The 24,183-nt window shown below is 61.4% G+C and carries 28 protein-coding genes and 1 tRNA gene; 14 read left to right on the top strand and 15 right to left on the bottom strand.

Annotation, left to right across the window (positions count from 1 at the left end; translation table 11 throughout):
* Positions 1-99: 99 nt before the first annotated feature.
* Positions 100-1,752 (top strand): nitrite/sulfite reductase, encoded by a 1,653-nt coding sequence (locus tag KZO25_RS08720; protein WP_066448156.1) that lies wholly within the window; start codon positions 100-102, stop codon positions 1,750-1,752.
* Positions 1,745-2,278 (top strand): DUF934 domain-containing protein, encoded by a 534-nt coding sequence (locus tag KZO25_RS08725; protein ID WP_066448158.1) that lies wholly within the window; start codon positions 1,745-1,747, stop codon positions 2,276-2,278. Before KZO25_RS08720 ends, KZO25_RS08725 begins: the two co-directional genes overlap by 8 nt.
* A gap of 115 nt (positions 2,279-2,393) precedes the next feature.
* On the opposite strand, the gene smrA is transcribed toward KZO25_RS08725, so the two are convergent.
* Positions 2,394-2,987, bottom strand: a complete 594-nt coding sequence (gene smrA / locus KZO25_RS08730) for a DNA endonuclease SmrA (RefSeq protein ID WP_223136648.1) — start codon at positions 2,985-2,987, stop codon at positions 2,394-2,396.
* 164 nt (positions 2,988-3,151) lie between these two features.
* Here smrA and KZO25_RS08735 point away from each other — a divergent pair, with 164 nt between their 5' ends.
* The 5 genes from KZO25_RS08735 to pdxH all read left to right on the top strand — a co-directional run bounded on the left by KZO25_RS08735 (position 3,152) and on the right by pdxH (position 5,930).
* Positions 3,152-3,610, top strand: a complete 459-nt coding sequence (locus tag KZO25_RS08735) for a gamma-glutamylcyclotransferase family protein (RefSeq protein ID WP_223136649.1) — start codon at positions 3,152-3,154, stop codon at positions 3,608-3,610.
* A 61-nt stretch (positions 3,611-3,671) separates the two neighbouring features.
* The gene (arsC, locus tag KZO25_RS08740) at positions 3,672-4,025 is read left to right on the top strand and encodes an arsenate reductase (glutaredoxin) (RefSeq protein ID WP_066448167.1); all 354 of its coding nucleotides are present in this window, start codon (positions 3,672-3,674) and stop codon (positions 4,023-4,025) included.
* A 35-nt stretch (positions 4,026-4,060) separates the two neighbouring features.
* Positions 4,061-4,681 (top strand): NAD(P)H:quinone oxidoreductase, encoded by a 621-nt coding sequence (wrbA, locus tag KZO25_RS08745; RefSeq protein WP_066448170.1) that lies wholly within the window; start codon positions 4,061-4,063, stop codon positions 4,679-4,681.
* A complete protein-coding gene (locus tag KZO25_RS08750; protein WP_066448174.1) occupies positions 4,678-5,079 on the top strand; it encodes a DUF2069 domain-containing protein in 402 nt (133 codons plus the stop codon). Before wrbA ends, KZO25_RS08750 begins: the two co-directional genes overlap by 4 nt.
* Before the next feature lie 209 nt (positions 5,080-5,288).
* Entirely contained in the window at positions 5,289-5,930 is a 642-nt protein-coding gene (pdxH, locus tag KZO25_RS08755; RefSeq protein WP_223136650.1) for a pyridoxamine 5'-phosphate oxidase, read from the top strand.
* Positions 5,931-6,008: 78 nt separating this feature from the next.
* On the opposite strand, the gene KZO25_RS08760 is transcribed toward pdxH, so the two are convergent.
* Positions 6,009-8,756 carry a bifunctional acetate--CoA ligase family protein/GNAT family N-acetyltransferase gene (locus KZO25_RS08760; RefSeq protein ID WP_223136651.1) on the bottom strand — a complete coding sequence of 916 codons (2,748 nt, stop codon included), beginning with the start codon at positions 8,754-8,756 and terminating at the stop codon, positions 6,009-6,011.
* A gap of 110 nt (positions 8,757-8,866) precedes the next feature.
* Here KZO25_RS08760 and KZO25_RS08765 point away from each other — a divergent pair, with 110 nt between their 5' ends.
* Together KZO25_RS08765 and KZO25_RS08770 are read left to right on the top strand one after the other, a co-directional pair.
* Entirely contained in the window at positions 8,867-9,802 is a 936-nt protein-coding gene (locus KZO25_RS08765; RefSeq protein ID WP_066448595.1) for a histone deacetylase family protein, read from the top strand.
* Positions 9,803-9,927: 125 nt separating this feature from the next.
* Complete coding sequence (locus KZO25_RS08770) at positions 9,928-10,560, top strand: helix-turn-helix domain-containing protein (RefSeq protein WP_066448597.1); 633 nt, start codon at positions 9,928-9,930, stop codon at positions 10,558-10,560.
* Positions 10,561-10,562: 2 nt separating this feature from the next.
* Here the strand turns inward: KZO25_RS08770 and KZO25_RS08775 are convergent, their stop codons facing one another.
* Complete coding sequence (locus KZO25_RS08775; protein ID WP_066448599.1) at positions 10,563-11,408, bottom strand: formate dehydrogenase accessory sulfurtransferase FdhD; 846 nt, start codon at positions 11,406-11,408, stop codon at positions 10,563-10,565.
* A 168-nt stretch (positions 11,409-11,576) separates the two neighbouring features.
* Between KZO25_RS08775 and KZO25_RS08780 the strand changes: the two genes are divergently transcribed.
* The 3 genes from KZO25_RS08780 to glp are packed head-to-tail and all read left to right on the top strand — an operon-like array spanning position 11,577 to position 13,619.
* Complete coding sequence (locus KZO25_RS08780; protein WP_223136652.1) at positions 11,577-11,900, top strand: DUF1244 domain-containing protein; 324 nt, start codon at positions 11,577-11,579, stop codon at positions 11,898-11,900.
* The gene (gene moaB, locus KZO25_RS08785; RefSeq protein WP_223136653.1) at positions 11,897-12,418 is read left to right on the top strand and encodes a molybdenum cofactor biosynthesis protein B; all 522 of its coding nucleotides are present in this window, start codon (positions 11,897-11,899) and stop codon (positions 12,416-12,418) included. The genes KZO25_RS08780 and moaB overlap by 4 nt, the downstream gene beginning before the upstream one ends.
* Positions 12,411-13,619 (top strand): gephyrin-like molybdotransferase Glp, encoded by a 1,209-nt coding sequence (gene glp, locus KZO25_RS08790; RefSeq protein ID WP_223136654.1) that lies wholly within the window; start codon positions 12,411-12,413, stop codon positions 13,617-13,619. Before moaB ends, glp begins: the two co-directional genes overlap by 8 nt.
* Here the strand turns inward: glp and KZO25_RS08795 are convergent.
* From KZO25_RS08795 to KZO25_RS08825, 7 genes are all read right to left on the bottom strand, one after another.
* Positions 13,606-14,202 (bottom strand): ACP phosphodiesterase, encoded by a 597-nt coding sequence (locus KZO25_RS08795; protein WP_223136655.1) that lies wholly within the window; start codon positions 14,200-14,202, stop codon positions 13,606-13,608. The two genes, glp and KZO25_RS08795, sit on opposite strands and share 14 nt — an antisense overlap.
* Positions 14,203-14,260: 58 nt before the next feature.
* Positions 14,261-14,614: a TusE/DsrC/DsvC family sulfur relay protein gene (locus KZO25_RS08800; RefSeq protein ID WP_066448611.1), complete on the bottom strand. Its 354-nt coding sequence runs from the start codon at positions 14,612-14,614 to the stop codon at positions 14,261-14,263.
* A complete protein-coding gene (gene tusB / locus KZO25_RS08805) occupies positions 14,614-14,904 on the bottom strand; it encodes a sulfurtransferase complex subunit TusB (RefSeq protein ID WP_223136656.1) in 291 nt (96 codons plus the stop codon). The genes KZO25_RS08800 and tusB overlap by 1 nt, the downstream gene beginning before the upstream one ends.
* A 34-nt stretch (positions 14,905-14,938) precedes the next feature.
* On the bottom strand, positions 14,939-15,316 hold the full coding sequence (gene tusC / locus KZO25_RS08810; RefSeq protein ID WP_066448618.1) for a sulfurtransferase complex subunit TusC: 378 nt from the start codon (positions 15,314-15,316) through the stop codon (positions 14,939-14,941).
* 10 nt (positions 15,317-15,326) lie between these two features.
* Entirely contained in the window at positions 15,327-15,719 is a 393-nt protein-coding gene (gene tusD / locus KZO25_RS08815) for a sulfurtransferase complex subunit TusD (protein ID WP_223136657.1), read from the bottom strand.
* Between the two features lie 73 nt (positions 15,720-15,792).
* Positions 15,793-16,461: a Bax inhibitor-1/YccA family protein gene (locus tag KZO25_RS08820; protein ID WP_066448620.1), complete on the bottom strand. Its 669-nt coding sequence runs from the start codon at positions 16,459-16,461 to the stop codon at positions 15,793-15,795.
* 97 nt (positions 16,462-16,558) lie between these two features.
* Positions 16,559-17,017, bottom strand: coding sequence for an NUDIX hydrolase (locus KZO25_RS08825; RefSeq protein WP_223136658.1), 459 nt, complete (start codon positions 17,015-17,017; stop codon positions 16,559-16,561).
* A gap of 75 nt (positions 17,018-17,092) precedes the next feature.
* Here KZO25_RS08825 and KZO25_RS08830 point away from each other — a divergent pair.
* Both KZO25_RS08830 and KZO25_RS08835 read left to right on the top strand, forming a co-directional pair.
* Positions 17,093-17,182 (top strand) — tRNA-Ser (locus KZO25_RS08830).
* 616 nt (positions 17,183-17,798) lie between these two features.
* Positions 17,799-18,095 (top strand): hypothetical protein, encoded by a 297-nt coding sequence (locus KZO25_RS08835; RefSeq protein WP_223136659.1) that lies wholly within the window; start codon positions 17,799-17,801, stop codon positions 18,093-18,095.
* 419 nt (positions 18,096-18,514) lie between these two features.
* Here KZO25_RS08835 and KZO25_RS08840 read toward each other — a convergent pair whose 3' ends face one another.
* From KZO25_RS08840 to KZO25_RS08860, 5 genes are all read right to left on the bottom strand, one after another.
* On the bottom strand, positions 18,515-20,689 hold the full coding sequence (locus tag KZO25_RS08840) for a helicase RepA family protein (RefSeq protein WP_223136660.1): 2,175 nt from the start codon (positions 20,687-20,689) through the stop codon (positions 18,515-18,517).
* A 485-nt stretch (positions 20,690-21,174) separates the two neighbouring features.
* On the bottom strand, positions 21,175-21,441 hold the full coding sequence (locus KZO25_RS08845) for a hypothetical protein (protein WP_223136661.1): 267 nt from the start codon (positions 21,439-21,441) through the stop codon (positions 21,175-21,177).
* On the bottom strand, positions 21,438-21,683 hold the full coding sequence (locus KZO25_RS08850) for a helix-turn-helix transcriptional regulator (protein WP_262488913.1): 246 nt from the start codon (positions 21,681-21,683) through the stop codon (positions 21,438-21,440). Before KZO25_RS08850 ends, KZO25_RS08845 begins: the two co-directional genes overlap by 4 nt.
* Positions 21,684-21,858: 175 nt before the next feature.
* Positions 21,859-23,097, bottom strand: a complete 1,239-nt coding sequence (locus tag KZO25_RS08855) for a tyrosine-type recombinase/integrase (protein WP_223136662.1) — start codon at positions 23,095-23,097, stop codon at positions 21,859-21,861.
* Positions 23,098-23,461: 364 nt separating this feature from the next.
* Complete coding sequence (locus tag KZO25_RS08860) at positions 23,462-23,722, bottom strand: hypothetical protein (protein ID WP_223136663.1); 261 nt, start codon at positions 23,720-23,722, stop codon at positions 23,462-23,464.
* Positions 23,723-24,183: the final 461 nt, after the last annotated feature.

Genomic DNA, 24,183 nt, shown 5'->3' on the forward strand with positions numbered 1-24,183 from the left:
TATAAAAAATATGAATATTTATTCTTTCATAGAATAATGCAGGGGCGTTAAGGTGGCCCCCTGACGCTTCGCCACTCCCACAGCAGCAGGACCGGCTGAATGTATCGCTACGACACCCACGATCAGACCCTGGTCAATGAACGCGTCGCCCAGTTTCGCGACCAGATGAACCGTTATCTGGCCGGGAGGCTCAGCGAAGAGGAATTTCTGCCGCTGCGCGTGCAGAACGGCCTCTATGTCCAGCGCCATGCTCCCATGCTGCGCATCGCCATCCCCTATGGCATGTTGGCCTCCTACCAGCTGCGCAAGCTGGGCGATCTGGCCCGCGATTACGATCGCGGCTACGGCCACTTCACGACCCGGACCAACCTGCAGTTGAACTGGCCCAAGCTGGAAACGGTGCCCGACATGCTCGCCGAGCTGGCCAGCGTGCAGATGCATGCCATCCAGACCAGCGGCAACGATATTCGCAACACCTCCAGCGATCAGTTCGCCGGCGTCGCGGAAGACGAAGAGGTGGATCCACGTCCCTGGTGCGAATTGATCCGCCAGTGGTCGACCTTCCATCCGGAGTTCACCTACCTGCCGCGCAAGTTCAAGATTGCCGTTACCGGCTCTGCCGAGGATCGCGCCGCCATCCAGGTTCATGACGTAGGCCTCCGCCTGTGGCGCGATGCGCACGGCGAGGTTCGGGTCAAGGTGCTGGCCGGTGGCGGCCTCGGTCGTACGCCGATGATCGGCGAGGTGGTACGCGAGGACCTGCCCTGGCAGCACCTGCTGACCTATCTGGAAGCCCTGGTCCGGGTCTACAACCAGTTCGGCCGCCGGGACAACAAGTTCAAGGCGCGTATCAAGATACTGGTGAAGGCGCTGGGCGTGGAAGAGTTCCGGCGCCGCGTCGATGCCGAGTGGGCCCACCTCAAGGATGGCCCACAGACGCTGACCCGACAGACCGTCGAGGACATGCAGCACCATTTCGTCGACCCCGAGCGCCGCCCGATCAGCGAAGCAGCGATCGCCGACTACGAGCGGCTGCGCAGCGAGAATCGCGCCTTCGCCCGCTTCGTGACCAATAACGTGCATGGTCACAAGGTGCCCGGCTACAAGGCCGTGACCCTGTCGCTCAAGCGCAGCGGACACTCGCCCGGCGACCTGACCTGGGAGCAGATGCACCAGGTGGCGGACCTGGCCGACGAGTACAGCTACGGCGAGCTGCGGGTGACCCACGAGCAGAACCTGGTGCTCTCCGATGTGGCCGTCGACCAGATGGAGGCGCTCTGGGAGCGCCTCGGCGAGCTCGGCCTGGCCAACCCCACCGTAGGCACCCTTGCCGATCTGATCTGCTGCCCCGGCGGCGACTACTGCGGCCTGGCCAACGCCAAGTCGATTCCCGTCGCCCACGCCATACAGGAACGCTTCGAGGATCTCGACTTCCTCTACGACCTGGGCCCGGTGGAGCTGAACATCTCCGGCTGCATGAACGCCTGCGGCCATCACCATGTCGGCAACATCGGCATTCTCGGCGTCGACAAGAAAGGCGAGGAGTGGTACCAGATCTCGCTTGGCGGCGCCCAGGGCAACGAAGCCTCACTGGGCAAGATCCTCGGCCCTTCCTTCAGCCGTGAGAAGGTACCCGAAGTGATCGACAAGGTGCTGCAGGTCTATGTCGGTGAACGCATCGAGGGCGAGACCTTCGTCGAAACCTATCGCCGTATCGGCCTCAAACCCTTCAAGGAGCGGGTCTATGCCTGATCAAGCTACCAACGCACGGCCTTTCATCTTTCAGGGCCGCCCGGCCGAGGATCGCTGGACGCTGATCCGCGAACCAGAAGCGGCGCTCCCCGATGGACCTGCCATCGTGCCATTGGCCCTGTGGCGGGAGCAGGCCGGGAACCAGCAACGGGCTCCGTTGCTCGGCAGCGATACTGAGCTGACACCCGAACTCGCCGCCGAACTGGCCGATGCACCGCTGATTGCCATCGACTTCCCCAAGTTCACCGATGGGCGCGGCTACAGCATGGCGCGCCTGCTGCGGGAACGCTTTGGCTATGCGGGTGAAATCCGTGCCGTCGGCGACGTGCTGGTCGATCAGGTCTTCTTCCTGACCCGCTGCGGCTTCGATGCCCTGTCGCTGCGCGAAGACCAGTGGCTGGAAGATGCCCTGCAGGCACTCAATGCCTTCAGCCGCGCCTACCAGCCGGCCGTCGACGAACCGGAGCCGCTGTTCCGCCATCGGCTGCGCGAAGCGGTCCGCGAGGCCGAGGCCTCGATGGCCTGACGAACTACACCGTGTTTAACCAAGAAACCGGCTCCTGGGAGCCGGTTTCTTGGTTTACAAGCGCAAGGGCCGTACAACGTAGCGTTTCGCCGCACAGGCATTTGTGCAGTGTTTCCTAGCCGCGGCGCTTCTGCTGCCGTTCCCTATTGTCCGCCCTCGCCCGCTCGCTCTTGCGTAGCATCACCCAGGTGGCCCCCAGGCCCCCATCGGCCTGCTGGGCGGAGGCGAAGGCCTGCACTTCCTCGAACTGGGCCAGCCACTTGACCAGATAGGAGCGCAGCACATTGGGCCGGCTGTCGATCTCGCGGCCGCGGCCATGCACGATCAGCACCGAGCGAAGGTCATGGGCATAGGCTTCATGAACGAAGGACGGCAACACCCGGCGACACTCTGCCAGCGGACGGCGCAACAGATGCAGCCGCGACTGGGCCGGGTAGCCGCCGTGGCGGAGACGGTCCACTACCCCCTGCTGGATGCCCTCACGCCGATACTCGACCGGATCGAATGGCGGCAGCAGCTCGACGAAATCGTCGGAGAGAAAGCTGTCCTCGCCGGTCTCGGCCTGGGCACTCTGGCGACGGGCCAGTTGCGCCTCCGTGGGGCGACGCACCTGCCGCCCGGGGTTGGCCCGGTTGGCGGCAGCGGGGAGCGGCCGCACATCACCCATCATCGTTCGGAAATCCTGATCGTCACGGGCAGACTGACTCATGGGGGCCACCTCCGTCATTGTCGAGCCGACTAGGAGCCTGTCGGATTTGACCGATCATCGCAGTAGATCAACGTCGAGTCCGATAGGCTCCTGATATCCTAGCCGGACGGCAAGGGTCCTGTCATGGCAGGATGAGCCGCGTCACATCAAGTGAGGAAGCCCCTATGCAGGGATTGCGATATCTATTGGCTGGCCTGGTGGCCCTGCCGCTGGCCATCATGGCCTGGCTCTGGTTCACCATGCTCAGTCCCTTCACCTATGATCGCCCCGATCACCTGCCGGAGGTGGACGAAGGGCCCCATGCGGTCTTCGTCTATGGCACCCTGCGTCTTTCACCGGTGCGCTGGATCGTAATGGGCCGAGCCGGCGAATCCGAGCCCGCTGTGCTCGAAGGCTTCCGCCGCGAGGGGCTGGACCTGGTCGAAGCCCCAGGCGAGCGGGTGGCGGGGGAAGTGATCGTGGTCCGCGCCGATGAGCTGGAACGGCTGGATCGCTACGAACGACTGGGTATTCGCTATGCCCGCGTGGAAAAGCGCCTGACGGACGGACGCTCGGTCTGGGTCTACCGCAGGCTGGCCGACGAGGACGTCGGTGTCGAGGAGCTGATGGAAGGGGATGTGTAGTTGTGGTCAGCATGAGCCCCCTTCTACAATAGCCGCACTTCCAAGGATCGAGGAACCCGCCATGACGATCACGCTCTACCACAATCCCCGCTGTTCCAAGTCCCGCCAGGCCCTCGCCCTGCTCGAGGAGCACGGCGCCGAGGTGACCATTCGTCGCTATCTGGACGAGCCGCTCGACGAAGCGGAGCTTCGCGACCTGATGTCGCGATTGGATGCGGACGGTGAGGCGCTGGTAAGGACCCAGGAACCCGAATGGGAATCCCTGGACGTTGATCTTCAGGATCAGGAACAGGTGATCCAGGCACTGGTCGACCACCCTCGCCTGCTGGAACGCCCCATCGCGGATGATGGCAAACGCGCCGTGCTGGGCCGCCCGCCGGAAGATGTACTCGCCCTGCTTCACACTGAAGAGTGACCCGGCCCAGTTTCCCTTAGCCTTCAGGAGCCAAGATGCACGACGTCCTGCCTTACGTTTTGATCCTCTACTATTCTCGTCACGGTGCGACCCGCACCATGGCCGAGCAGCTCGCCGCCGGCGTTGAATCCTGCCCTGGCATCGAGGCCCGGTTGCGAACCGTTCCGGCCGTCTCGCCGACCTGTGAAGCCGTCGACCCCGAAATACCCGCACAAGGCGCCATCTACGTTGACCTCGATGATCTGCGCCACTGCGCGGCGTTGGCGCTCGGCAGCCCGACCCGCTTCGGCAACATGGCGGCACCGCTAAAGCACTTCATCGACACCACCAGCACGCTATGGCTCAACGGGGCCCTGGTCGACAAGCCGGCCACCGCGTTCACCTCCACCTCAAGCCTGCATGGTGGCCAGGAAACCACGCTGATCTCCATGCTGTTGCCGCTGCTGCATCATGGCATGGTCTATGCCGGCCTCCCCTACAGCGAGACTGACCTGATGGATACCACCGCCGGCGGTACGCCCTACGGCGCCAGCCATGTCGCCGGCCAGCGCAGCGACCAACCGCTTGCCGACAGCGAGCGACGCCTGGTGCGCGCCCAGGGCAAGCGTATCGCTCGCCTTGCCTTGGCCATGCAGAGCCTGCGGGAGCCCTCATGAGACGCTGGATGGAGGATCTGGAGGCCCGCCATGGGCTCGACAACCTGACCGATCGCTCGCGGCAACTGGTGCTGGGCAGCTTCGGCCTGCTGATGGTGCTGTTGATCTGGAGCGGTCTGTCGATGCAGGCCGGGGACAACCCGCTGACGCCAATACTGATTCGAGTACTGCCCCTGGTCCTGTTCCTGCCATCGATCATTGGCCGCCGTCCCCGGGGCCATGCCTGGTTGGCTTTCGTCAGTCTGCTCTACTTCACCCAGGGAGTCATGTTGGCCACGCTGCCCGGGCAAGGTGTGGTGGGCGGGCTCGAAGCGATCAGCGCGCTGGGGCTGTTTACCGGCTGCATGCTCTACGCCCGCTTTCGCAGCCGCCAGATGAAGGCGGGCGCCGGCAACTAAGCCTCTGCCTCGGGGCAGGAAGCCTCAGCAATGTCCCAGTCGCTGGAATAGAATGGTAAAGAAGACAAGCTGTGTGCCCCGGCAAAAGGAGGTCGCCCCGCTACCCGCCTCTCTCTTGTCTCTTGTCTCTTGTATCCGGACAGAGCGTCGATCTGTTGTGCTTCGGCCGCGCAACAGCGACCATGTAAGAAAATTTCTAGGAGAACGCCATGACACGCAAGATCGCCGACATACGGCGCGACTACGAGGGCGGCCAGCTGGAAGAAGACAAGGTGCCCGCTGACCCCATGGTACTTCTGGACGAGTGGATCACCCTGGCGCTGGACGCCGAAGGCGACGATGGCAACGCCATGACGCTGGCAACCGTTGACAGCCAGGGGCTGCCCCATGCGCGGATTGTCCTGCTCAAGGGATACGACGAAAGCGGCCTGGTCTTCTACTCCAACTATCACAGCCACAAGGGCAGCGAGCTGGCCAATGTGCCTCATGCCGCACTGACCTTCTGGTGGCCATCGCTGGGGCGTCAGCTACGCGTCGAGGGACGTGTCGAGCTGGTCGCCGACGACGAGTCTGATGCCTATTTCAACAGCCGCCCGCGAGCCAGCCAACTGGGCGCCTGGATCGCCACCCAGAGCGTGGTCATTCCCGGTCGGACGTGGATAGAGGAGCGACAGCATCGCTTCGAGCAGGCCTACGAAGGCCAGGAAATCCCTCGCCCCGTACATTGGGGAGGCTACCGGGTCATACCGGAGATGATCGAATTCTGGCAGGGACAACCCAGCCGGCTGCATGACCGTATCCGCTACGAGTTGCGCGACGGCAGATGGCACTTCTTCCGCATGGCGCCCTGAACCATTCGATAACAGGGGTCGCGAGGCCAGCGTGGCACACCAGGCCTCTCGCCCCCGGGCGACCAGCCACCACCATTTTCAGTCCGGCATGCTCTCCAGGCGATGGCGCTGCCACTCGCTCTCGGGCTCGTTGAGACGCAGCACTGCGTCCACCACCTGCTCTTCCATGTTATAGCGACAGCGGAAGCCCAGGTGCTTCATCAATGCCCGCATGGGATGGTTATCGACCATGATCTTGCCAATCATTTCCAGTGTACCCACGCTCTGGCAATAGGCGATCATCTTCTTCATCAGCAGGCTCCCCAACCCCTGCTCGGCCATGTCATCACGGACAATCACCGAGAATTCCGTTCGGATATTATCCGGATCGTTCCAAACCCTGACCACACCCAGCATCTCCTTGCCGCCATCTTCTCTACGATGTTCGGCGATGAAGGCCATCTGACGATCGTAGTTGATATGCGACAGGATCGAGAGGTCGCGCTGGCTCAGGTCGGACTTGTTGTGAAAATAGCGAAAGCGGATACTCTCCTCGGAGAGCTGACCGTGGAAATTGGTGATCAGCGGAGCGTCCTCGGCACGAATAGGGCGCACCTCTACCGCCATGCCATTCTTGAGCGTCGTCCACTCACGCAGCTCTTCGGGATAAGGCATGATGGAAAAACGGGCCGGAGCACCCAGATCCATGGCGAAGTCCACTGCCACCATGCCGTCGCGGTTGAGCAGCAGCGGGTTGAGCTCCAGCCCGCGCAGCTCCAGTAGATCGGAGGCCATCTGCGACAGCTGGACCAGCAGTTGGCATAGACGCTTCAGGTCCCGTTCCGGGTCGCTGGAGTGTTCGCGAATCAGGCGGGCAGCGTGAGTGCGGCCCACCACATCGGCCGCCAGCGTCATGTTCAGTGGTGGCAGCGACACCTGACGGTCGGCCAGCACATTGACCTTGTAGCCGCCGATACCGAATACGATGAGCGGGCCGAATATCGGGTCCCGGGTGATCCCCGCGCAGAGCTGCATCGAGTGCTTGCCCCGCTGCATGGGCTGTAGACAGTACTCTCGAATCCTCACCGGCGGGAATCTTTCCCGATGCTTGTCACCGAGGCGTGTGACACCCTCGGCCGCCTGCTGGGGCGAATGGAGGTCCTGCAGCAGGCCCGCCGAGAGCCTGTGGGGCTGCCGGCGATAGCGGAAGGGCCGGCAATTGCTCTCATGCACCACCTTAAGGGCCATGGGGCCATCGATACTGCCGGCGGCAGCAAAGGCCTCCTCCGGTGTCTGCACATAGTGGCTGGGCGCGACGGAAATACCGTAGGCCTCGAGTACCTGGGCGGTCTCGGAGTGAGACAGCGTCTCGCGCCCCTCGGACTTGGCTTCCTCGATCAGGGTGCGGCAACGGGCACGGATATCCGGCGTAGTGGCAAAGGGAATCGTCGGCGGGGTCTCCTGCAGCAGCGCCTGGACCCGCTGATAATCAACCATGTGCATGAAGGCCTTCACCGCCTTTTCCGGTGAAACGTAGGTTGGGATGCCCGCTGCACTGCACTCATTTCGGGCATCGAGTGCGGCCTCTAACCCCATCCAACTGGTCAATAGGTTGCGACGAAAACGCTTGCGATTGGCGATTACCGCCTGGGCCGTGACCCTGGATGGCGCCAGGCGAGTCGGTGCATGTACTACCAGGACGGCATCCACGCCAGGGTCGGCTGCGACGATCTCAAGTACCTCCACCAGTTTTTCCGGCGTCGCGTTGCCACCAAGGTCCACCGGGTTCTCCCCGGGCTTGCTCATATCGAAGTCGCTTTTCGTCAGCGCCAGTCGCGTCTCGTCGGAAAAATTCGCCAGCTTGCCCCCGGCACTGATCAGCTTGTCGATGGCGAGCATGGCCGGACCCAGACCGTTTGAGACGATCGCCAGCCGGTCGCCCTTGAGCGGCTTCATCTGGGATAGCGTCATCAATGCGTCGAACAGCTCATCGGAGTCGTTGACCCTCACCACGCCGGCACGGGCAAAGGCTGCGTCAAAGACGACGTCACGGTTGGCAATCCCCGGCGTCGGCGGCATGTTGGACAGGTCGGACTCCGGCGTCCGGCCGCTCTTGATGGCAAGGACCAGCCGGTTGCGCGAAGCATCGCGTAGCGCCGTCATGAAGTGCTGGGAGTCCTGGATGCGCTCCAGGTGAAGCAGGATCGCCTGGGTAGGAGAGTACTGGTTGATGTAGTCGAGCAGATCGGGAAGCATCACATCGACACTGTCACCCACGGTGATGAGGTGGGAGAAACCGATGCCCCGGCCGGCGGCCCAGTCGATCATGGCGTTGCCGAGCATCCCCGACTGCCCCAGATAGGCCACCCGCCCTGCCTTGACCGGCTGACTGGCGTAAGAGGCGTTGAGCTTGCGCCCGGGCACGATCAGTCCCATGCACTCTGGACCCAGCACCCGGATGCCTGACTCACGTGCCGCCACCAGCATTCGTTCACGGATGGAAGCCTTGCCCTCACTAGCTTCATCGAGGTCAGACCCACCGGATAGGACCAGGGCGGCCTTGACACCCAATCGTCCCAGCCGGGAGATCACCTTGGGCAGGCTGTGTGCTGGCGTACAGATGACCGCCAGGTCAGGTGTTTCTGGCAGCTCACGTATACGCGAAACACAGGGCTGACCGAACACCGAGGCGTAGCCCTTGAGGTTGACCGCCCAGATGGTGCCCGTAAAGCCGGCCTCCTGCAGGTTGCGAATGACAAGCCCACCAATGGAGTGAGGCTTTTCCGATGCCCCGATCACTGCAATGGTGCGCGGCTCGAAGAAATGCCGTAGGAATCGGGTACCCAAGTCGTTACCTCCACCAAGTCAGTTCCTGTCATCCTGTGTACGACTTATTGACACTGTTGTGCAAGGGCTTACCGGCATTATGGTGACCCCTGTCATTGTGGAGCACCCATATGATCACGGCTTACATTACCCACCCGGATTGCCATCTTCACCATATGGGCCCGGAGCATCCGGAAAGCCCGCTTCGGCTTGAAGCCATCAAGGCTCGCCTCTCGCTCTCGGGGCTTCTACAGCAAACCATGCAGTCGGATGCTCGCGAAGCCACCGAAGATGAACTGGCTCGAGTTCACCCGCTACGTCATCTCAGGGCGCTGGACAAGTGCGTGCCCCAAACGGGCATCGTCACGCTGGACAGTGACACCATGATGAATCCCGACAGCCTCCAGGCCGCTCGCATGGCCGCTGGCGCCGTGATTCGCGGGGTGGAGCAGGTCTATCGTGGCCAGGCCGACAATGTCTTCTGTGCGGTACGCCCACCGGGACACCACGCCGAAGCCACCGACGCCATGGGCTTTTGCTTCTACAACAATGTCGCCGTCGGCGCCGCCCACGCTCGGGCGAAGTACGGCGCCCGACGCATTGCCATCCTCGACTTCGACGTTCATCAGTGCAACGGCACCATCGATATCTTCAAGGATGACCCCGACATCCTGATCTGCACCAGCTACCAGTACCCGTTCTACCCCTGGCGCTACCTGCGCAGCGAATGGCAGAACGTGGTCAACACACCCCTGGAAGCCGGTACCGACAGTACCGCCTTTCGACGTGAGCTCGAGAACGACTGGCTTCCAGCCCTGCACGCCTTCAAGCCGGAGCTGGTGCTGGTATCGGCAGGTTTCGATGGCCACCGGGAAGATCCCATGGCGGAACTCTGCCTTGAGGACGAGGATTTTTACTGGGTAACCCACATGGCCATGGAGATCGCTGCGCTCTATGCCGACAATCGCCTCGTTTCTGTCCTGGAAGGCGGTTACGACCCAGCCTCGCTTGGCCGTGGCGCTGAAGCGCACGTTCGTGCGCTACTGGGCCTGCCTTTCGGTGACTGACGCCGATTCACCCGAGCCAGGAAACACTCCGTCGCGATTGGGTGCGCGAATGTCGCTATGACAATGCGCTTCACGCCATTTGTGGTACGCTTTGGGGAAACTTGTTTCCTATAGTGAACCTGCCCATGCCAGCCACCACCGACCAGCAGGCCGCGCTGCGTATCGCATCCGGCCGCAAACCCTTCGTGGAGCCACTACGTCTTGGGGAGCGCCTCAAGGAGCTTCGCCTGGCCAACCAGTGGACGCTGGAGGACGTCAGTCAGCGCACCGGCCTGGCCCGTTCGACCCTGTCCAAGATCGAGAATAATCAAATATCGCCCACCTTTACCGCCGTACAGAAGCTTATCAACGGTCTCGGCATTGACCTGCCACAGCTGCTGACCCCCCCTCGCGCCCAGCCCCGGACCATGGGACGCCGAGATCTGACACGGCAGGGAAAGGGCGAACACCACCCCACCCCCACCTACGAGCATGAGCTGCTGAGCTGTGAGCTGGCCCAGAAGCGCATGATTCCTTTCAAGACCATCGTTCGGGCACGCAGTTTCGACGAATTCAGCGAATGGGTTCGTCATGACGGGGAAGAGTTTCTGATGGTCCTGGAAGGCGAGATCTGTCTCTATACCGAGTTCTACGAGCCGTTGCAGCTCTCCCATGGTGACAGCATCTACTTCGATAGCGACATGGGCCATGCACTGGTCTCGACCAGCACAGAGGATGCCGTGGTCCTGTCGGTCTGTACCCACGGGGACACTACCTGAGCTCAGCGCTGCTGTCTGTCGCCCGGTCGCCGTGCGGGCATGGCATCCAGTTCCAGCCTTTCCCCGGCATTGATCGCCTGGAAGTGACGCCCCTTGGCCCGGGCGATCAACAAGACGCCGAAGCGCTCGGCCAGCTCCACTCCCTTCTGGGTGACTCCCGAACGTGACACCAGAACGCTGATTCCCATTTGGGCGACCTTGAGCACCATTTCGGAGGTCAATCTTCCGGTGGTATAGAAAATATCGCAGCCTTGGGTCTCGCTGGTTTCCAGCCACTGCCGCCCGGCCAGGGTGTCCACTGCATTATGTCGTCCCACGTCTTCGACGAAATCGAGCACTTCTGCCTGGCGGCAGAGCGCACAGCCATGCACAGCTCCTGCGTTACGATAGGTCTCGTTGTAATCACCCAGCCGCTCGAGCAACGCATAGAGCACCGACTGTGACAGTCGGGTCTCTGGCATCCGCTGCAGCGAGGTCGTATCCAGCAGCCGGCCAAAAACCGTGCCCTGGCCGCAGCCGGTCGTCACGGTGCGCTGCCCCAGCCGGGTCTCCATGTCGTCCGGCAGCCGTCGGGTCACCACGGCGGCAGCCTCCACCTCCCAATCGACCTGAACCGCCTCGAGATCCTCTACGCTCGGGAGCAGCCCCTGGTTACGCAGGTACCCGACCACCAACGCTTCCGGGTCGGCTCCCAGGGTCATCAAGGTGACGATTTCACGCTTGTTGAGATAGAGCGTCAGGGCGCGTTCGGCCGCAATGGCCTGGCGACGCACCTGGCCAAACTCATCGAGGACGTCAACTTCCAGCGTGGTGGGCAGTCGAGCATGACTGAAACTGGTGAGGGACATCACGTTTACCCCTGTTCCCCATGACTGATTTCTCTACGCAAATGACATGATCGCATCCCTGGCGGAGGCTGTCTGTAGCCGGGGGGACTACATCCCTAAGCCACGACAGCTAGCCCCCATGTCGCGCACTTTTGTTATCCTGTGACGAACCTGACGAGGAGCGCATACATGCAGAATCTAGACGAGAAAACCCGTACCGAGCTCGAAGCCGCGGCCTTTCGCCGTTTGCTTCAGCACCTCGACGAGCACAAGGAAGTGCAGAACATCGATCTGATGATCCTGGCCGACTTTTGCCGCAACTGCCTCTCCAAGTGGCTGGTGTCGGCGGCCGAGAAGCAGGGTGCCGATCTCGACTACGAAACAGCCCGGGAATATGTCTACGGAATGCCCTACGACGAGTGGAAGGCCAACTACCAGCAAAAAGCCACGCCGGAACAGGTGGCCGCCTTCGAGGCTCGCCAGGCTCGCAAGAGGGAGAGCCAGGGCTCATGAGCGAATCGATGATACCGCTGACAATAGCGGTGCTGACCATCTCCGACACCCGGGACCTGAACACCGATCGCAGCGGCGCCATGCTGGGCGAGCGCCTGGAGCTGGCGGGCCATCGGCTTGCCGAGCGTCGGATCGTGATCGACGATATCTATCGTATTCGTGCGGCAGTCTCAGAGTGGATTGCCGACCCTGGCATTCAGGTCATCCTGACAACCGGTGGCACCGGTTTCACCGGTCGCGATTCGACCCCCGAAGCCGTGTCGGTGCTGCTGGACAAGCGCATCGAAGGGTTCGGTGAACAGTTCCGTCAGCTCTCCTTCCTGGACGTCGGCAGCTCGACGATCCAGAGCCGCTGCCTAGGCGGATTGGCCAATGATACCGTGATCTTCTGCCTGCCCGGCTCCAGCGGCGCCTGCCGCACCGCCTGGGATGGCCTGCTGGCAGAGCAGCTCGACAGCCGTCACAAGCCCTGCAACTTCGCCAACCTGGTCATACCCGGCCGGGGTCAGCATGGCTGAGCTGCAACCCATCGAGGCAGCACTCGCCGCGCTACTCGAGGATGTCGTCCCGCTACCGACGGAGGTCGTCAGCTGCAGCCAGGCCGCAGGACGGGTGCTGTCCGAACCGGTACTGGCCCGACTCGACGTGCCCCCCTTCGACAACAGCGCCATGGACGGCTATGCCCTGCATCACGGCGATGCGGGGCAGACTCTGCCGATCACCCAGCGCGTCGCCGCGGGGAGTGGCGTCCAGCCGCTGTCGCCGGCAAGTTGCGCACGGATCTTCACCGGCGGCGAGCTCCCGCCAGGGGCCGATTGCGTGGTGATGCAGGAGCGCGTCGAGAAGAAGGATGGCCTGGCGGTCATCCCCGCGGATATCCCGGCCGGTGATAACGTGCGCCGCCGGGGCCGCGACGTACGGGCTGGGGCGCCGCTGCTGGATGCGGGCATACGCCTTGATGCCGCCGCATTGGGTCATCTTGCCGGACAGGGCATCACCGAGGTGGCTGTGCGCCATCGCCCCCGGGTCGCCCTGCTCTCCACCGGTGACGAGATCGTCGATCCGGGCCAGCCCCTGGCCCCGGGACAGATCTACAATTCCAACCGCCCCATGCTCAGGCAGCTGCTGGAACGTTTCGGCGCCGAGGTGGTGCTCGTCGCCTCGGTGCCCGACGACCCGGAAGGGACCCGCGCCACACTGAGCCGGGCCGCACAAGGGGCGGATGTGGTGGTCTCCACCGGTGGCGTCAGCGTGGGAGAGGAGGACCACGTCCGCGCGGCACTGGAATCCATCGGTCGGCTCGACCTCTGGCGCCTGGCCATACGGCCCGGCAAGCCACTCGCCCTGGGGCGGCTGCCCGGGGAAGGCGGCAGGCCAGTGCGCTTTGTCGGCCTGCCGGGCAATCCCGTGTCGTGCTTTGTCGGTGCCTGGTTGTTCCTTCGCCCCCTGATGGGCGCGCTGCTTGGCTGCCCGGCCCTCGCCGAGCTGCCGACGCTCTCCGCCCGTGCCGACTTTGCCACCAGCACCGGCCCTCGTCGTCACTATATGCGCGTGGCCCTCGAGTTCAGCGAGCAAGGGATCGTGGCAAGCGCGTTCCGAGACCAGAATTCCGGCGTGCTCTCTTCCTGCGTCGGCGCCGATGCACTGGCCGTGATACCCGAGCAGTCACACATCGCGCGCGGCGACGCCCTCGACTGCTTGTGGCTCAGGGTCGATTGAACGATGAGCCCTTCCCGGTATCGGTTACCTCGAGCTCGTCGTTCACTGCAGGCCAGAGGCGCTGAAAGTCCTTCTCCAGGCCGGCATAATCCGCCTCCAGCCAAGGCACCAGTTCCGCCAGGCGGTTGGGGCCGGAGAGTCGCTGACCGATACCGCGCACCGCCCGGCAGGTGAAATCGAAGTCGACGTAGCGATGCAGCCAATCCTGCTCCACCAGTACCGGCATCATGAGAGCCAGGCGGGCGGGGGCAGGACGCTGCTCCAGCAGGTGGTAGCAGCGCAATACCAGCCGGGACTCCACCACGTCGAGTTGCAGCTGGCGAGCCACGAAGTGGTCCCACATCAGGTCCAGGGCGATACCGGTATAACGCCGGAGCGTCTGCGGCGCCCGGCTCCGTGCCGAATGGATCACCGGATGGCCATCGACAAAGGCATCGACCCGGCGATGGTGCCGGATACCGCTGGCGACCTCGACGGGCCAGGCCGAGAGGTCACTGCCCTTGACGCCGTCGGCAATCAGGTTGCCGTAGAGAAACTCGTCGCTGCCGCCGCGGGCCAGCCAGGCATGAGCCAAAAAATTCATGGGGAATGCTTCATCGAGAATGCGCTTTCATGGCAAGGCCCTCATGGACACCCCTTCATCAGAGGCAGTTCGCAGGCTTCGGCAGGCCTGCCAGCCGCGCCGCCACCTTGGCGGGGCTTTCCGGGAAGAGGCGCATGAGGTGAAGCGAACGCCCCTTCTCGCTTCCCAGCGACTGCGCCACGGCCTTGACCAGCGGCCGCATGGCCGGTGAGGCTTCGTAGCGGGCATAGAAGTCGCGCAGTACCGTAATGATCTCCCAGTGCTCATCGGTCAGCTCACGCCCCTCCTCGGCCGCCATGGCGCTGGCCACGGCCGGTGTCCAGTCATCGAGCGCTATCAGGTAGCCTTCCGGATCGAGGGCAATGCGCTGGGCTCCCACCTGCAGATAGCGGTCGATTTCCGTAGAAGCCATCAGAACCAGCTCACTGTCTTGTCGGCTTCTTCGGTAAGCGTTACGAAGCCGTCGACGTCCACTACCTGGACACTGGCATCGCAGTGGCCATCCAGTCCGTGGGCCACCAGGTCCTCACGCAGGGCGAACAGCCGGCCGCCGATCACCTCGAAATGACGAACCTGGGACGGGAGCGCGCCATGTACGCCATCTTCGACCAGCAACAGGCGATCTTCCGGCCCCATGCCGGCAAGGGCCTCACGGTAGACCAGGCTCGAGCTGGGAGAGCGATTGAGAATGTGCAGGATCATGATCGACCTCGCGGTTATCGTGTCACCGATGGCGTCAGAATGTCAGTACCAGCCGGTGCCCGGCAATCAGCGCCGCTATCGATGGCGGCTCGAGGGGGCTTGCCGGCAGCTGCAGCGTCTCGGTAGACAAGCCCAGGCGGGCGAGTGACGTCGCGTCCAGGAACAGCGACTCGATATCGTACATTGCCAGCATATCCAGCGTGGCAGAGGTACCCTTCTGCCCCAGAGGTCCGGCCCCCTGTCCCTTGAGCAGCGCCAGAACCCCATCGCCCTGGAACAGCAGGCTCACGGCCTGTCCGAAGGCCGCCGCTACCAGGGCGGCATCGAGGCCTTCACGCAACCAGCTGCTGCCGTGGGGCGGATGACGCAATATCACCAGCACATCTCCGTCCAGAACGGTCTCTGCCTGCATCGCATTCTCCTCAGGGCGCAAAGGTCACCAGGCGATCGACGCCTAGCCCCAGGTCGATCAGTTGGCCCAGCCCCGTCAGTTCGAAAGGGGGCTCAACGCTATGGCCCGACTTGCCGTGGCGGGAGGCCTCACGCTCATCGAGCAAACCCCGGCGCAGGGCGGCAGCGATGCAGACCTGAAGCTGGGTGCCGTGCTCCTTGCTCAGCCTTATCCAGGCGTCCACCAGATGGGGCTCATCCTGAGGGGGCGCCGCCAGCCGTGCGGCGTTATAGACACCATCATGATAGAAGAAGACGCAAGCCAGGTGATGCCCCCGGGCCAGGAGGGCCGCGGCAAAGCGCAGTGCGGAATGGGAGGCCTGGCTGCTGTAGGGTGCGCCCTGAACGAGTAACGCGTAGCGCATGGACGGCTCCTGCCCTAGCAAACGAGCAGGCCCCGCCTGAGCGGGGCCTGCGGATTACACTTCGAACCTGAGATCAGTCGTTGCTCATGATACCGAGCAGCATCAGCAGGCTGACGAAGAGGTTATAGATCGAGACGTAGAGCGTGATGGTGGCGAGGATATAGTTGGTTTCCCCGGCACGGTGCACGATCTCACTGGTCTGGTAGAGGATTGCCGCTGAGGCGAACAACACGAAACCAGCCGACACCATCAGCATCAGGGTCGGTATCTGGAAGATCAGACCCGCCACCATGGCCAGGATCAGCACGATCGCACCAGCCATCAGGAAATTGCCGAGGAAGCTGAAGTCCTTCTTGGTGATCAGCGCTACGGCAGAGAGGCCGATGAAGGTCAGGCCAGTCATGGCCAGTGCATTCATGATCAGCGCAGCGCCATTTGGCAATGCCAGGTAAGCGCTGAGGATCGGCCCCAGTGTGAAGCCCATGAAGCCTGTGAAGGCGAACGTGGCTAACAGACCGGCAGCTGAATTGGCCGTCTTATGCACCAGGAACATCAAGCCGTAGGCACCGATGAAGAAAACCAGAATGTTCATCCGCTCGACGCCCATGGTCATGGCGACGCCAGCCGTCACAGCGGAAAACAGCAGGGTCATGGCCAGCAGGCCGTAGGTATTACGCAGCACCTTGTTGGTGCTGACTACCTGTGACGTGTGCTGTGCCACATGTGTTTCATTATAGGCCATTGATCCAGAGCTCCCTGTAGTTGATCTGAGTGATCTTGGCAGTGGACAAAGAATGCCGTCGGATGGTTCCCAACGCAACCCCTTAGTTCTGAAAGCCTCAACGCACCATCATCGCAGAATTTTCGCCGACGAGCAGCTGGTTCGCAATATTTCGGGCACTGGGACAGATCGTTGTGTCCTCCTCCACCGCACCTGCATCCACCCAGTGGATTTCACTGGCATCATCACCGGCCACAGCCGTGCCACCAATCCAGCGGCATCGCACCACCACGATGACGAAATGGCTAAGGAGCCTGCCGTCATCATCGTACTGTCTGTCCTCCACCGCCGTCATGACACCCAGTGGCTCGGCTTCAATCGCAGCCTCCTCCCGCACTTCGCGAATCGCGGCGGCCATGAGAGATTCTCCGGGTTCGACCCGCCCCCCGGGCAGAGCCAGCATGCCGGCATTTGGCGGGTGTCGGCGCCGGACCATCAATACAAGGCCTTGGTGCAACAACGCCGCGGAAATCGCCACGCATGGCGTAATGAGCGGTCTTGACTGCGGCTTCTCCATGGCCCTCTCCTGTCCCGATATGGCGGAAGCCCTTGACCTCATGAGCATAACTGGTAATATTCGCCCCCGTGAGCCGGAGGGATGGCAGAGCGGTTGAATGCACCGGTCTTGAAAACCGGCGTAGGGTCAAACCTACCCAGGGTTCGAATCCCTGTCCCTCCGCCATTACACCTTAAAAACCAGTCGCTTACGGCTGGTTTTTTCGTTTACCCGCCCACCTACCCGCCCACCTCAAAACGGTAGGCCCGGCGACCCGGGAACCCAACTCCACCCTCCCCCTAAGGCTAGCCAGGCCGGGGTTCACGTAGCACTGCCAAGCCCCTTATACCCGGCATCAGTCCTTTAGCACGCCTCCAAGAATGCCCTACACGATGGCGGGGCGGTAGTACTGGCGCCACCCCCAGACGAGGCAAGTTCATCGCTTTACTGGCAAGAGCAAATGGCTCAAGAAAATCACTCCTATCATTAACCCGACCCCCATCCAATCGCCCCTAAATGCGAATGCAATGGCAATGCCAATGGCCCCAGCTCTCATCAAAGCGACTCCTTGGATCGAAGCTAGCTGCTGTCTTTGCTTGCGCTTCTCTACCCCAGTCAGATGTTTTGTGTCTGGCATGCTCTCTCCCCTTTGCCATGTCATCGAAAATTTTTCAAAGCTTTGCTGGTTCTACATTTTTCCTGAAATGAGCTCTGGCGCTGTTCATCACCATTGCAGTCGCCGCCTATTTGTGTCGATATGTAATTTTTAGATCCTTGAGAGCAAAGCACCGGAGAGCCCAACATGAAACACCTGATTGCCACCCTCACCCTCGCCGCTGGTCTTGCCGGTACCGCACAGGCCGACACGAAGAGTCAGCTCTGTGACATTTTGTACGCGATATCGGAAGACATCATGTTTATTCGGCAGAACAATGCGCCAATGCCGGAGGCCATGCGAATCGTCGCCGGTGAACCAGTCCTTGAGGCAGTCGTCCGTGATGCATACAGCCGCCCTCTTTTCAGTACTTCGAAGCACCAGCAACGCACCATTCGGGAATTCGCTAACGACAACTACCGGCGCTGCATCGAGCAGGACTAGGCTGCACCGCTCTAGTGACTTCCGAAAAGTCCAATTTCAGAAGTTCTCTATTCAGCATTCTAGTAGAAAGCGAGAGGTCTATTAGCAAATTGCGAGACTTTCCGAATTCCGCGCTCGGCGCCGCCCTCGGCTGGTGGAAGGCCCCGGATGGGACCCTGAGCGAATGGGCACCTAGCATGCCGGCGATTGTGGTTCGTAGCTTAGGTAGGTTTGTTGCTGGGAGCCCTGAAGCTGGCCGCTGGTGGCTTAGCCTCCCGGGGGTGTTGCCGGGTTTGCTAAGTCGGACGCTTTTTGCCGGGTATAGTCCGCCTACCGTCCGCCTAACGTCCGCCTACCGTCCGTTTTGTCCGACCCCTGCCCGTGTCCGCGTTTGCCGCCCCCCCTAGTAAGGGGCGGCAACCCGGACGGTCTCTCAAGGATCAAACTGAGTAAGGAAGCAGGACCTCCATTCCCTCCTTTTCCTCTACGACCCACCCCAGTTCGGCTAGGCGTGACATAGCTTCCAAGAAGCGGCGACGGTCCATGCCTTCAGCACCCAATATGCGGCGGCACTCCTCGACAGGAACCCGGCAACCGGCCCCCAAATGATCCGGAGATAATGCTGCTAGGTTCTCCAGCACCTCCAGGACGCGGCGGGGATGCTTCCCCTTTGGTCTTTTCGGTGTGTAGGCCCTGTCTTCCATGGGCTTCAGGATGCATGAACCCGACTCTTCCCCCTCGATGCCTTTCAGTTCCACCGGCTCCAGGCTAAAAGCCAGTCGGTCAGGCATGTCGGCGTCTTTCATCTTTGTGGGCTCAAGGGTCACCGTGCCTGCGTGGTCCTTGGTAACCCGGTATTCAGCATCCACGGCACCCCGCAACGCAGTCGATCCCCGGGCGCCCCTAGTGCTGTCCTTGCCACTGTGGTGAACTACCAGCACGGTGGCCCTCCACCGGTGCCGCAGGGCGTCCAGGTTAGCAACGAATGCTCCAATGTCCGTGGCGCTGTTCTCGTCACCAGCAAAGCAACGTGCCAGGGTATCCACGACAATAAGGGCTGGGGCTTGCCTAGCGTCAGCAGCCAGGGCGTCGACGGCTTCTAGGACTTTGCCAGCTGACTCCTTCTCGTCCAGCGGGGCGGCACGCTCGGAGATGTATAACGGCACCCCCGCCAGGCTAGCCTCCCGGTGCTGTGCCCAGGCCTTGAACCGGCGCCCAATTCCGTTTTGCCCTTCCCCAGCGATATAGAAGACTGGGCCTGGCTTGGTCTCAGCACCATGCCAGGGCGTACCCGTAGCGATACTGGCAGCCAGGTCGATGGTCAGGAAGGATTTTCCGTGGCCCGGCTCGCCATAGACCAGGGCCAACGAGTCGGCTTCAACGTAGCCCCGCACCAGCCAAGAAACAGGGCGGATACTGGCCACTAGCTCCCCCACTGGTGTGAAGCCGAATGACCGGCGCGGGCGCGCGCCAATGCCGGCCTGACTAGCCTCCAGGTTGTCCAACTCAGTCAAAGCATCCATGGCGCCTTGTTGCCTGCTTTCACGGTAGCGGTCCTGATTGAACTCCGTCAGGGTGCGCCCGTCCTCCGTGGTCATCATGTCGCCTACCGCCCGCAAAGCGGCATCTCGGTCGCCGTCGTGCTCCCAGAATGTGAGCAGGTCGAAGGCATCACCCCATTCCGGTAGCCCGGCCTCGATGTCGCTTTCATGCGCCGTATGCCAGCGGGCGCCGTCCTTGGTGATGGATACGCCAGGCGTCCCGCTCTCTGACAGCGGCGAAAGCCAGCGGGGTCCATGCTGACGGTAGCCATAAGCCTCCAGGACCAGCGGCAAAGGATGGGCGGCGTTATAAGCAACGATTGGGCTAGCCTGCCCGGTGGTATGCCGTTCCGCCAACTTGGCCCGTGCCTCGGCCTGCCAGCGATCCAGTGCCACCAGGCGTTCGGCCTCGGCCTTGTCGTGGGCGGTCAGCTCGGAAGCAAACACCGCCTCCCAGTCGAAGCCATCGCTAACCCCCACCAAATCCTCCGCATCCTCCCCGACAGTCGCCGCGAAGAACTGGCCGCGGTTGGGTAGGTAGCAAAGCTGGTTCGGACGTTCCGTAACCCGGTCGGGGACGATGCCCAAGGCTTCGAGCCGGTCATTCAAGATGCGCTGGCACGCCTCGAAGCGCCCCCCAGGGCAGGCTACATTCAAGGGAATCACCAGCCGGGCTTTTGGGTTGTCAGGCGTAGCGCTGGCGCTGGTATAGGCCAGTACAGTGGAGCCAATGTCTTCGGCCAGGCTGTCGGCGGCGTCCTGCAACTGGGGCGGGTTGCTGTCCAGGTCCGCCCACAAGGCATAGAAGCGTCCATGCTGGCGCTGATCCTCCGCCCGACGACTGGGATAGTCGGAGAAGATAGCCCACCGTGCTTGAGCCTTGTCGACGCACTGTGGCGCTTCCAGCATCTCGACCACTTCGGCGCCCGTGATGGTCTGCAAGGGTCTGGGATTGCGCCGAGCGGTCGGGCTGTGGTGTTGTCCAAGCCCACTGCAGAACTCGGCTTCCCTGAAGGCTCGGGGCATCGGCAGCGACCGCAGGTTAACGGGGAACTTCAGAACGGCGGCAGTCATACGGCGTCCCCCGTAGCCGTGGCGTCCAGGATAAGGCCAATTTTCCGGCGATCCGCTGCCGTGGGCGTGTACTGCCCAAACCATGAAGGCCCACCGTCAACAGGAAAGCAAGGAACCCGCACGCAGGGCAGCGTCAGCAGGTAGCAGCGGCGGAGTATCCCGACGAAATGGGGTGAATTGCTGGCCGGAGCTATGCGGTCGGCATCCTGCCTGGTGACTGGCCCACGCGCCAGGGCCTCCAGCAGACGGCGCTGCCGGGTATTAGGGTTTACAATGGTCGACATTGCTGCACCTCCAATATGAAGGCGCCAGCGTGGCCCGGGGCGGGACTGCCCATAGTCAACAATTCGTTGAAAAGAGGGCTGTGGTTGGCTATTCTCCTTCTTAGCCCAAGACACATGCTGGCGCGGGTTGTGGAATGTTCAAGGCGAAGGTTTGGCGGCCATACCTTGAACGGTTCCAAGAAAGTAGATGTAAGCGCTCGGCTAGCCTCTCGGGGTGCTGCCGGGCGTCTTGGTATCTGCGCTCAGCATCATTTGAACCCCCGGTGATTTCTGTAGCACATCTGCAGCGGCAGCTGCCTGATAAAGTGCCTCCTTCCCTCCTGGTGCATCCTTTGGCAGTGAGTTGTAACGTGACCAGGCAACATCGAATGTCACAACAGCCCGTGCTTGCTCATTAGTGGTTGCCGTCACCATGACTGCCCGGCTCAAAGCATCCGCCAGTGTTTGCATGTAGAGCATGGTTGTCATACATCCTCCACTGATTTTTGTTCATATTCCAGCAGGTCAGACAGGCGCCAGCGAGCACAGCCGGGGCCTACTTTAATCGGTTTCGGAAATACGCCTTCACGCGACTTTTGCGACCCCCGCGACCAACGCCAGATTGTCGACGGATGCACCCCGTACCTTTCGGCAACCCCCTTGTCAGCCAAAAGCGGTTGAGTATTTGTCCCCGCATTCGCGTGTGAGTCTTTTTTAGTGATGCCAGCCATGGCTAGTCCTCTTGTCAATAATGGGGAATAGGTATTATCCCCCCGCAAGAGTGACTATATCCGGGCTTTGGGAAACAGTTCAAGCATTTGATTTTCTTCAACTATCCGTTGAAAAGAGGGCCGCTGTTTGGAGAGGTGCCGCATAGGGTCGCATAGGGTCGCACACGTTCGCCTTTCAAGGATTGTGCCTACGAATAGGCGTTACCTTCTCTCCTTCTTTGGGCACGATACGGCAGAATTCCGCCCATTGCTTCATGAGACGCCGACGCTTCTCCAGCAGGTCGCCACGGCGGTAGGCGGCTTCCGCGCTGTTCTTGATGGTATGGGCTAGCGCCATCTCTGCAACATCGTGTGGGGTGGCAGTAAACTCAGCTACCCAATCCCGGAAGGTGGACCGGAAGCCGTGAGCTGTGGCCTCAACTCCCATTCGTTTCAGCAACGCAGTGAATGCGTTTTCTGATAGCTGGCGCCCGTGGCTGGAATTAAATACCAGCTCCCCCGGCTCTCCTGCTGGCAGCCCCCGCAGGATGGCTAGGGCATCATCGGATAGCGGTACCCGGTGCGGCTTCCCGGCCTTCATGCGCTCGGCAGGTATGGTCCAAACTGTCGCATCTAGGTCTATCTCGCTCCAAGTGGCCCCGCGGACCTCACCGGAACGGGCAGCAGTCAGAATAGCGAACTCCAACCCACGGGCGGCCAAGGCGTCGCGCTGGCGCAGGTCACGCATAAAGACGCCCATTTTCGGAATCGGTAAGGCGGCATGGTTTCCGCTTATCTTCACCTTGGCCGGCTTCGGCAGCACGGTATCCAGGTTGCCGCGCCACTCTGCTGGGTTGGGACCTTCTCGATAGCCATGCGTGGTGGCCCATGACAAAACAGCCTCGATCCGCTGGCGCACGCGGGTCGCAGTCTCCGTCTTCGTCTCCCAGATAGGCCGCAGGACCTCCACGATATGGGCCAGCTCTACCTCCGACACGGATAGGGCCCCCAATACCGGGGAAGCATAGGTTGCCAAGGTGTTTTCCCATTGGGCAGCATGCTTTTTGTTGCGGGCCTCCGCTTGTTTCACCTTCACGACTTCGGCGGCGCATTGGTCAAAGGTTATCCGCTTACGCTCACCGGCTAGCAGTGCAGCCCGTGCGGCCTGACGCTCGGCAACCGGGTCGATCCCTTCCGCCAGTTTTTCCCGCAGCTCGGACGCCTTAGCCCGGGCGTTGGCCAGCGATACAGTAGGAAAGCTCCCCAACCCGAACTCTCGACGCCTCCCGGCGACACGAGCGCGCAGGAGCCACGAACGCCCACCTTTGCCGGTGATTTGCAGCAGCAGCCCCGGCACCCCGCCCACGGAATGAGTTCCAGGCTCCACGATTCGACGGACTTCCAGCGCCGATAACTCTTTGACCACTTTGGGCATTTTCAAAGCCTCCGCCACGCTCTACCCGCCCAACTACCCGCCCAAAAGAGTAGCATTGGACGCCATTTGGTGCTACTTAATACGAGAGCATGCGAAGAAAAGTTCTTTTAAACCAGCAGTTTAAAAGTCTAACTAATTGAGAGAAAAGAGAAAGTGACGGACTGTCCCTCCGCCAACTCACCCGAAACATGGATAGCTTGATCGCATCCCGACCAAGCTATCCAACAAACCGCCCATCGCAGCTGAAACGGTAGCGATGGGCGGTTTTTTATTTTTCCCTGCCCTCCCCTGCAATGACTCCCGCCTTTTCTTTACCTCAGCACCAAGGACGAAGGTCCAGAGTGAACCGAATGGCCTTGTTGCCTCAGTTGGCAAACATCATCACGCTGGCGGGAGCAAAGAAGAGGACGTAGCCAACAATCATTCCAATTGCAGCTCCGGCGACGCCCTTGATCCTCCCTATCACCGCCCCGAGCAAGGCCAGGGCGGTGGGCACCAGCATGCCGCCAAAGGCGATGAAAAGATCATGATGGGCATGGGGAGGCCATTGGATGATCATGAAAAAGAAAGTACCTGACCCCTGACCAAGGCCTATCGCAGCCCACTGCCTCCCAGTCAACCACATCAATTACTCCTTCAGTAACGTATCCCGAAGGTTACGCAATGCAGTCGCACCGGAGAAGGATGACAAGAGATCATGCAGAGAGACTCAATTCATCAGGAATCGACGCAGGAATAGCAACACTACTGACTTGCCAGGAAAACCGCTCCTAGAATATCAACATCAACAGGCCAATGACGACGATCAGACCAATGAGAAAGATGATACCGGCAGTACTGGCCAAGAATTTCAACATGATTACCTCCGTGTACAGGTATTTTTCCTGAGGCTTTATTGCAATTGAAAAATGTCCTTATCTTCCCTCTGTGTGCGCCTTCCTCTTGCTATCTGCCACCTGCCATTACGTAACAAAACTCAGACTTACACATTAATGACTTTTGAACGTTTTTCTTAACTTCCTGATACTCCACGCTTTGCTACAGGAAGACTCAGTAAGGAGAAACATAGTTGCAACTCCGACCTTA

It is taken from the genome of Halomonas sp. ANAO-440 (assembly GCF_019915905.1).
In the GTDB taxonomy this organism is placed as follows: domain Bacteria; phylum Pseudomonadota; class Gammaproteobacteria; order Pseudomonadales; family Halomonadaceae; genus Halomonas; species Halomonas chromatireducens.